General features: G+C 42.9%; 14 protein-coding genes. 12 read left to right on the forward strand and 2 right to left on the reverse strand.

Annotated features, from left to right (window positions below; translation table 11 throughout):
• The 3 genes from RO21_RS10510 to RO21_RS10520 form a co-directional block, all read left to right on the forward strand.
• Positions 1–235 (forward strand): tail protein X (locus RO21_RS10510; protein WP_420911996.1); only part of this gene is annotated, 235 nt, incomplete at its 5' end.
• Positions 226–462 (forward strand): phage holin, encoded by a 237-nt coding sequence (locus tag RO21_RS10515; RefSeq protein ID WP_084724298.1) that lies wholly within the window; start codon positions 226–228, stop codon positions 460–462. The genes RO21_RS10510 and RO21_RS10515, both read left to right, overlap by 10 nt.
• Entirely contained in the window at positions 446–973 is a 528-nt protein-coding gene (locus RO21_RS10520) for a lysozyme (RefSeq protein ID WP_047977739.1), read from the forward strand. Before RO21_RS10515 ends, RO21_RS10520 begins: the two co-directional genes overlap by 17 nt.
• Positions 974–1,097: 124 nt before the next feature.
• Here RO21_RS10520 and RO21_RS10525 read toward each other — a convergent pair whose 3' ends face one another.
• On the reverse strand, positions 1,098–1,376 hold the full coding sequence (locus tag RO21_RS10525; RefSeq protein WP_053067769.1) for a hypothetical protein: 279 nt from the start codon (positions 1,374–1,376) through the stop codon (positions 1,098–1,100).
• A gap of 343 nt (positions 1,377–1,719) precedes the next feature.
• Here RO21_RS10525 and lysC point away from each other — a divergent pair, with 343 nt between their 5' ends.
• From lysC to RO21_RS10545, 4 genes are read left to right on the forward strand one after another with little or no spacing between them, the layout of a single operon-like run.
• Positions 1,720–2,016 carry an Rz1-like lysis system protein LysC gene (lysC, locus tag RO21_RS13775; RefSeq protein WP_369074427.1) on the forward strand — a complete coding sequence of 99 codons (297 nt, stop codon included), beginning with the start codon at positions 1,720–1,722 and terminating at the stop codon, positions 2,014–2,016.
• Positions 2,013–2,234, forward strand: coding sequence for a TraR/DksA family transcriptional regulator (locus RO21_RS10535; RefSeq protein ID WP_047977740.1), 222 nt, complete (start codon positions 2,013–2,015; stop codon positions 2,232–2,234). The genes lysC and RO21_RS10535 overlap by 4 nt, the downstream gene beginning before the upstream one ends.
• A complete protein-coding gene (locus RO21_RS10540) occupies positions 2,228–2,713 on the forward strand; it encodes a phage tail protein (RefSeq protein WP_047977741.1) in 486 nt (161 codons plus the stop codon). Before RO21_RS10535 ends, RO21_RS10540 begins: the two co-directional genes overlap by 7 nt.
• Complete coding sequence (locus tag RO21_RS10545; RefSeq protein ID WP_047977742.1) at positions 2,700–3,170, forward strand: phage virion morphogenesis protein; 471 nt, start codon at positions 2,700–2,702, stop codon at positions 3,168–3,170. The genes RO21_RS10540 and RO21_RS10545 overlap by 14 nt, the downstream gene beginning before the upstream one ends.
• A 149-nt stretch (positions 3,171–3,319) precedes the next feature.
• On the opposite strand, the gene RO21_RS10550 is transcribed toward RO21_RS10545, so the two are convergent.
• Positions 3,320–3,718 (reverse strand): hypothetical protein, encoded by a 399-nt coding sequence (locus RO21_RS10550; protein WP_047977743.1) that lies wholly within the window; start codon positions 3,716–3,718, stop codon positions 3,320–3,322.
• A gap of 66 nt (positions 3,719–3,784) precedes the next feature.
• Between RO21_RS10550 and RO21_RS10555 the strand changes: the two genes are divergently transcribed.
• The 5 genes from RO21_RS10555 to RO21_RS10575 form a co-directional block, all read left to right on the forward strand.
• On the forward strand, positions 3,785–6,553 hold the full coding sequence (locus RO21_RS10555) for a phage tail tape measure protein (RefSeq protein ID WP_047977744.1): 2,769 nt from the start codon (positions 3,785–3,787) through the stop codon (positions 6,551–6,553).
• A 71-nt stretch (positions 6,554–6,624) separates the two neighbouring features.
• On the forward strand, positions 6,625–6,822 hold the full coding sequence (locus RO21_RS10560; RefSeq protein ID WP_047977745.1) for a hypothetical protein: 198 nt from the start codon (positions 6,625–6,627) through the stop codon (positions 6,820–6,822).
• 1 nt (position 6,823) lies between these two features.
• Positions 6,824–7,243 carry a type II toxin-antitoxin system YafO family toxin gene (locus RO21_RS10565; RefSeq protein ID WP_053067771.1) on the forward strand — a complete coding sequence of 140 codons (420 nt, stop codon included), beginning with the start codon at positions 6,824–6,826 and terminating at the stop codon, positions 7,241–7,243.
• Between the two features lie 112 nt (positions 7,244–7,355).
• Positions 7,356–7,598, forward strand: coding sequence for an antitoxin (locus RO21_RS10570; protein ID WP_047977746.1), 243 nt, complete (start codon positions 7,356–7,358; stop codon positions 7,596–7,598).
• Positions 7,595–7,825 (forward strand): PIN domain-containing protein (locus RO21_RS10575; RefSeq protein WP_047977747.1); only part of this gene is annotated, 231 nt, incomplete at its 3' end. The genes RO21_RS10570 and RO21_RS10575, both read left to right, overlap by 4 nt.

Genomic DNA, 7,825 nt, shown 5'->3' on the forward strand with positions numbered 1-7,825 from the left:
AAAACGGCTTAATTTCGGAATTATTATGATTTTAACCGCAATCCAAGGCGATACCCTTGATTTGCTGATTTATCGTCATTACGGCAGCACCGCAGGGCTGGTTGAACTCGCCTTGGCATATAACCCGCAGCTTGCGGAAATGCCGGTGTTACCAATAGGGCAGCAGGTAGAAATGCCGGATATTGATCGGCGTGCTGCCCCGATTAGCAAAGAAACGGTAAGCCTATGGGACTAATCAGAATGGATAAGCACGATAACACCTCGCTTTTTGGGGCATTTATTACGGTGATCACCAGCCTTAATCTGTCCGATTGGGGCGTGATTTTAGGCATTCTGTTTGGGTTGCTGACGATCTTAATGAATTGGCACTACAAAGCCGAAGAGCTAAAAATCAAAAAAGAAGCCCTACGCCGTTACAAAATGAATTTACAGGACATTATTAACGATGAGCAAAAGCGCTAAATTGACCGCTGCCGTAGTGTGCGGCGTGTCAGCCATTATTGGCTTAGTCCAGTTATCCCACCCTGATTTACGCATCAGCCAAGCGGGAATGGCGATTATCGGCAATGCCGAAGGGTGTCGCCGTGATCCGTATCAATGCCCTGCTGATGTACTGACGGTCGGGATTGGTTCAACCGCCGCAGGTGGCGAGCCGATTGACCCGAACCGACTTTATACCAACCAAGAGATAGCCGACCGCTGGGCGAAAGATTTGCGAACGGCGGAGCAGTGCGTAAACCGTTATGCCAACGGGAAAACGCTACCGCAAGGCGTATTTGATGCACTCACTTCAATCACATTTAATGTCGGTTGCGGTGCAATGCGAAAATCAACAATGTTTCGCAAAGCCAATGCCGGCGATTATCTCGGCGCGTGCAATGAATTGCCGAAATGGGTCTATGCCGGCGGCAAAAAATTACGGGGATTGGAAATTCGGCGAGAAAAAGAGAAACGTTTGTGTTTGGCAAAATAAAAGGGCGTAAACGCCCTTTCAATAATCTAGTGATGCTTTGGTGCATCTTTCAGCACATAAAGCAGACATACCAAGAAAAATAAAGGTATGCCAATGACGGTGATAAAAAATCCTACATTCATTGTTATTCTCCTCTTGGTTGAGATAAATACTCTGCATTATCACGGATTAAGCGTCCCATAATAATGCAAATATACATTGCGAGAAAAAGCCCTATTGTTGCCCATAGTTTAAATGAAAAATCTTCTTTACCGTAATACCAAATAGCAGGAATAGCAAGTAGTGAAACCTTTGTACAATCTTCAAAGATTTTTGCCCAAGCATCCAGTGTCTCCTTTTTCATTGGTAAGCGAAAAGGGTTTAAATAAGGCAACACTTGCTTAAATAAATTGAACATAGCCATTAACCCAAAACCTTAATTCTTGATAAGTGTAATCAACTTTCATCAAATGATCAAATAGGAAATAAAATGCTGACAAATTTCATTACCGCAGCTTTTGGCAAATCAATGATCGCTTCGGTGATTGTGTTATTTAGTGTGAGTAGCTATTTGTGCTACCAAAACAAAAGCAAAGAACAGCAGCTCATCACAGCGGGAAAAGAATTGACGCTCATCAAAGCAGATAATCGGCAACTGGCGAACCAACTGGAAAATGCCCATATTCAGATTGCCCAGTACCAAAGCCAAGTGAAAGCACTACATCAAAACGTATTAAGCAAACTTCAACACGCAGAGGAACGCACCAATGACATTTTGGCCGAACTGGAAAAACAGCAAAATTGGGCTAAGCAGCCTGTGCCTGATCGCCTTAGCCGCCTGCTCAAACAGAGGGCAGGTAAACATCAGCAAACCCAATCCGCTGATTTGCCCCAGCGAAAATCATTGCCGGCAGCCCAATCTTCATCACCTCAACACCAACGGTGATTTGATAAAAGCCTTAGACCAAAGCCTGACGACGATTGAATTGTGCCAAATTCAGTTGCAGGCATACCAGCAGTGCATCGAGATTTACAACACCACACAGAGCAAGCAGAACCAATGAAAGACCAAATCGACCGAGCCAACGAACTGGCAGAACGTGAACGGGAATTTGCCCTTGCAAAAAGACGGGCCAAACCGACCGCTTGCAGTGCCACCTACTGCGAAGATTGCGGCGAAGTGATCCCCGAACTGCGCCGCAAACATATTCTCGGCTGCACCCGTTGTGTTGATTGCCAACGGATTGCCGAACACCGACAAAAAGGTTATCGCCAATGTTAAAACCCGACCGTCTGCGTGATTTGCTCACCCAATCCATCGCCTATTTTCAGCAAAATCCCGGACAGTTGATTTTGCAGTTTGACAACGGCAACCTGAAACTAACGGGAGCAAATTCGCTCTCGTTTGAATACCATTACGATTTGGAAGTGATTGCCACCGATTTCCCCTACCACCCCGATGTACTGTTTGTGCCAATCCTTAATTTTGTGCGGATTGAACAGTCGGAGCTGCTGCACAATCCGGCAAATCAGAGCAAAATCACCTTTGAGATTGAGCCGAACAACCACAAAACCTACGACATCTACATCAAAATTCCCCTCACCGAACGGGTGATTGTCAAAGAACAGGAGGGGGAATTTACCGCAAAACACGGTAACGAACCGCAACCGACCGAATGGATACCCCTTGAGCGTTGGCGTTTATACCATTTCGACCAACTGATTTTCGACTCCCAAGCGCAAACCAATGACGATTATTGATACCGTAACCCCGCACCTACAAGCCCTTGTGCAACAACTTAGCCCACAACAACGCAAGGCACTCACCCGTGAGATAGGCAAACAGCTTGCCCAATCTCAACGTAAACGGATAGCCTCGCAGAAAAATCCGGACGGCACGCCTTATGCCCCGCGTAAAGTGCAAAAGCGGGTAAAGCGTGGCAAGGTGAAACAAAAAGCAATGTTCGCCAAACTGCGCACAGCACGGCTAATGAAAACCCGTACCAATGGGGAAGGAGTAGAGATTGGGTATGCGGGGCAAGCCAGCTTTATTGCCGACATTCACCAACACGGAAAATCTGCCCGTGTCTTGCGCCATTTGGATTGGAAAGTGAAATATGACCAGCGGGAATTACTGGGATTTAGCGGTGATGATCAGGCAATGATAGAAAATATTGTGTTGGCGCATCTTGCCGGCGATAAAAAAGGCGGTTATTAAGATTCTTCTACACTCTCACGAATGTGAGTAATAATGCCATATATAAATCCCCCAATAATGCTGATGGGGACGAGAGCGAAGAAAAGAACGGAAATGATAGCAGCAGAAGCTAACAGGAATAGAGATAGTAGTTCAATAATTATCATTATTTATCCCCTATTTTGTATTTGATGATAACGGCTAAATAAGATTAAAGCGCTCACAATAACAAAGGCAAAGATGCCAACCATTATGCTATCGGTTAGCCCGACAATTAAGGCAAAAGGTAATAGGCAAACGCCACCGAGTATAACCGCAAGCGGTGGGAAAATAAATAGATAAAAAAAGACCTGCCAACCATTTTTGATATAGCGTTTGTATGGCGTGAGCCAATGTTTTAACGGCTGAACAAGCCAAATCAGTAGGCTAAGAATAGATGCGGTGAAAACGCAAGCGACAACCGCGGCTAATAGTGTAGGGACAGATTCTAACATAAACTGCAGTGCGAAAAATACGGCAGCCACTGCGCCAACATAAACGAATGCAAAAATCGCAAAAATAATTTCCATACATCCCCCTCTTTTGGCAAAACATAGAGCGAATTACTTGGTTTGTCAATATATTAAGGTATTCAAATGAGCCAAAATCTTAAATTACAAGTTTTACTTTCTACGGTCGATAAACTCACCGCTCCATTTCAAAAAGCAACCCAAAAAGCCCAACAACTTTCCCGTACGCTCGGTGAAAGTAAAGGGGCATTACGCCAATTAAACAGCCAATTTAGCCAAAATGAAAAGCAGATTAAAAAGTACCGAGATGCCCTCAATCCGCTCAAGGCACAATTTAATGAAACCAGCCAAAAATTAGAGCAGGCTCGTCAAAAGGCGAAAGCAATGCAGCGGGCATTTTATGATGCAAAAAATCCGACTGCCGAATTTAAGCAGAAGCTAAAAGAAGCTCAACAAGCGGTTAGTCAGTTACAACAGAAAAAGCAAGCCCTGATTGATCGTACCCGCAGGGTTCGCCTTGAGTTTAAACAAGCGGGCTTTGATGCGAAAAAAATGGCAGCGGCACAAAGTGAGTTAAAGCGGAAAATGAAAGAGGCTTCCGATTCAATTAAACAGCAAGAAGAACGGCTAAAGCGTCTTAATCAACAGCAACGACAGAACGCAAAATATAAACAGCAGGCTGAAAAACTGAAAGCACAAGGTGATCGTGTTGGGCAATTTGGGCAAAAAACGATGATGGGTGGTACAGCCATTTTAGGTAGTGGCTATGCAATGTTAAGTCCTGCTTTAGCATTTGAGCAATCTTTTTCCAAAGTACAGGCATTGGCCCGTTTGGATAAAGAAAAAGATGCCGAGAGAATTAAGGCATTGCGTGATCAGGCGATTCATCTTGGTGCAACAACAGCATTCACGGCTTCTGAAGTCGCTGATGCACAGGGGTATTTGGCAATGGCAGGGTTTAATGATAAACAAATTAAAGCTGCGACTCCGTCAATGTTACAGATGTCAATGGCATCGGGAACAGATTTAGCCCGTGTGGCTGATATTGCCTCGGATATTTCATCAGGTTTTAAAATTCAAGCAGACGATATGGGGCGTGTAGCTGATGTACTAACATTAACTTTTACTACGTCCAATACTAGTTTAGAAACCCTTTATGAAACAATGAAAGAAGGTGCACCAATTGCAACCGCTGCGGGACAATCGTTTGAATCTGCCGCAGCACTTTCCGGATTATTAGGAAATGTCGGGATAAAAGGTTCACAGGCGGGAACGACCTTAAAAAATATGTTCGTCCGTTTAGCTGCACCGCCGAAAGAAGCCAAAAAAGCACTAGATAAGCTAGGAATAAAAACTAAAGATACGAAGGGGAATTTAAAAGATGTGCCTTTAATTCTCAAAGAGATTATGGACAAAACCAAGTCAATGGGAACAGGTGAGCGTTTAGGAATTTTTGATGATATTTTTGGCAAAATCGGATTAGCAGGGGCTTCTGAATTAGTGAGTCAAGCTGATGGTGTCATTCAAAATTACGAAAATATGTTGAAAGATGCCAAAGGTACGGTTGAAAAAGTCAGCACAACGATGACGGATAACCTGTTGGGCGATATTAAATCCCTTTCCTCTGCTAAAGAGGATATTGGGTTAGCTATCTATGATACGATTTCAGGTGATCTGAGAGAGCAGACCCAATCTTTTACTGTTTGGCTACGTTCTATTAGCCAATGGGTTAAAGCAAATCCCGAATTAACAAAAAGTATTGCACAAGCAACCGCTTATTTTGCGGCATTTTTATTAGTACTGGGTGGCTCATCATTGATTTTGAGTTATGCAATTTACCCTATTATGCGAATTATATTAGCTTTGGGAAAATTTGGGATGACTATAGTAAAAGTTGCTTTATGGACAAGTAAAGGTTTAGGAATAATGGGTAGAGCCTTTTTAGCGGTAATTCCAAAAATTCTTGCCTTTAGTGCTGCATTACTGACAAATCCGATAACTTGGATTGTATTAGCGATTATTGCTTTAATCGCTGCATTGGTTTTACTTTGGAAAAATTGGGATACGGTTAAACAAGCATTAGTGTCCGGTTGGAACTGGGTGTGCGAAGTATTTGATAATAATCCAATCCTAAATATTTTATTTCCGATTATTCCCTTGATTAGAGGCATTATTTGGTTGATTCAGAATTGGGGGAAAGTCTGTGAAAGTGTGTCAAATTGGATTAGCCAAAAATGGGACGAGTTGAAAAATAAAGCGGCAACAGTATGGGGCAATATTAAAGGCTGGCTTTCAGATGCCTTACAGCCGCTTGAGAGTCTAAAAGCTGGTGTGCAATGGTTGATTGATAATTTGAGCAAAATTTCTTGGGAAGGCATTAAACAGGGGGCAAAAGATTTAGGTTCAGGCATTAAAAATTATGCAAGTGAAAAAGCCAATCAAGCAGGGCAGTACATTAGTGATAAATGGCATAGTGTAAAATCTTGGTTAGGGCTTGATCAAAAATGGTCGGGCGGTTATGCTGGCAACGGCGGTAAATATGAACCGAAAGGGATTTATCACGGCGGCGAATATATTATGACTAAAGAAGCGACCAGCCGTATCGGGATTGCCAACCTTAACCGTTTGAACTATGGCAAAATGGCAGGACTGGCTGCGTTAGGCTCAACGGTTGCGGTGGCTCAACCGATGGTACAGGTGGATAACCGCCCGCCGATAAGTACCGTCAGCCAACCGCAAGCGGTCGGTTCGGTCAATCAAACGGTCAATATTACGATCAACGCAGCACAAGGTCAGTCCGAAGCCGATATTGCCCGAACGATACAACGTATTTTGGCAGAAGAACAACGCAAAGCCCAAGCCAAACAGCGGAGCAGTTTGCGGGATCGGGGGTAATTGACAATAACACGGGAAAAATGGACAATGCGATCAGATATTGTCCATTTTTATCTAAAAAGGGGAATAAAATGTTAATTACCTATGCCAAGCCGATGTTAGTTGTGCATCAACCTCTTGTGCTAGTGAATAATGCACAGGCAATAGAAAAGCCTTTGCGTAAAGTACCAAAATTGAGCAATGAAGAGATTGCGGTATTCAGTCAAATTGAACGTAAAGCCGGTGCAATGACTATTGATGATTTAATGAAGGCAATGGGCATCAAGTAAGATGAATATTGCCCATACCCGATTATTTGCAACGCATTTTGACACTGAATCTGCTCTCTTCACATTTGTAAATCGCTTCCGAGAATGGAAAGCAAATGGTGAAGAGAGCAGTTATTATTTCGGAAAAGACGGTTTTTATAGTCCCATTCGTTCAGGTTTAAAGCACGTTCATCTTGTCCCAATCATCAATCTACAAGCTAAAAATCATTGGGATAGAAACTGGAAAATAGGCTCTCGTAGAACCAGTGATACTTGCCTTGTTTATGTTGAAGATAATCACGATTATCTCTTGATCTCCATTTTGCCCGAACCACTTGCCCACGCCATAGCCGAACAGAAAGAAGAAAAATACCGTAAAACAATGGCATATTTTTGGCAGATTGCCGAACAGTTTTTTTATTATCGCAATATTATTGCTTAACTAAGCGACCACGGTCGCTTTTTGTTTGCCTAAAGTTTCCCTTATTGTATTGCGAGTTCAGCCTGTTTTATATAATATATATTAAAAATAGATATATTTAAGGAGGCAAATTATGATAACAGCGAAATTATTTTGGACAGGCAATTCACAAGCTATTCGATTACCGAAAGCCTTTCGTTTTGCCGGTGAAGAAGTTCGGATTGAAAAACAAGGTAATAAAGTGATTATTGAACCTGTTGTGAATAACTGGGATTGGTTAGATGAATTAGGCGAACTTGACCCGACTTTTGTGAGTGCGGTGCAGTCAGAACGTCAAACGCCGGCACAGGAAAGAGAGTGGAGCTGTTTTGAATGAAATACCTGCTTGATACTAACGCCGTGATTGCCTTACTGAATCGTCAGTCGCAATTTATCGAAAAATTGAAACAATACAAGCCGGCTGATTTTGGCTTATCCAGTATCGTGTTGTTTGAACTCTGTTTTGGGGCTGAAAAAAGTCAGCGTAAAGCGGAAAACCTTGCTAAATTGGATAAATTACCGTTTGAAATTGTGCCTTTTTCCGCCCAAGATGCCCGTATTGCC

This window comes from Muribacter muris (assembly GCF_001038205.1).
Lineage (GTDB): Bacteria > Pseudomonadota > Gammaproteobacteria > Enterobacterales > Pasteurellaceae > Muribacter > Muribacter muris.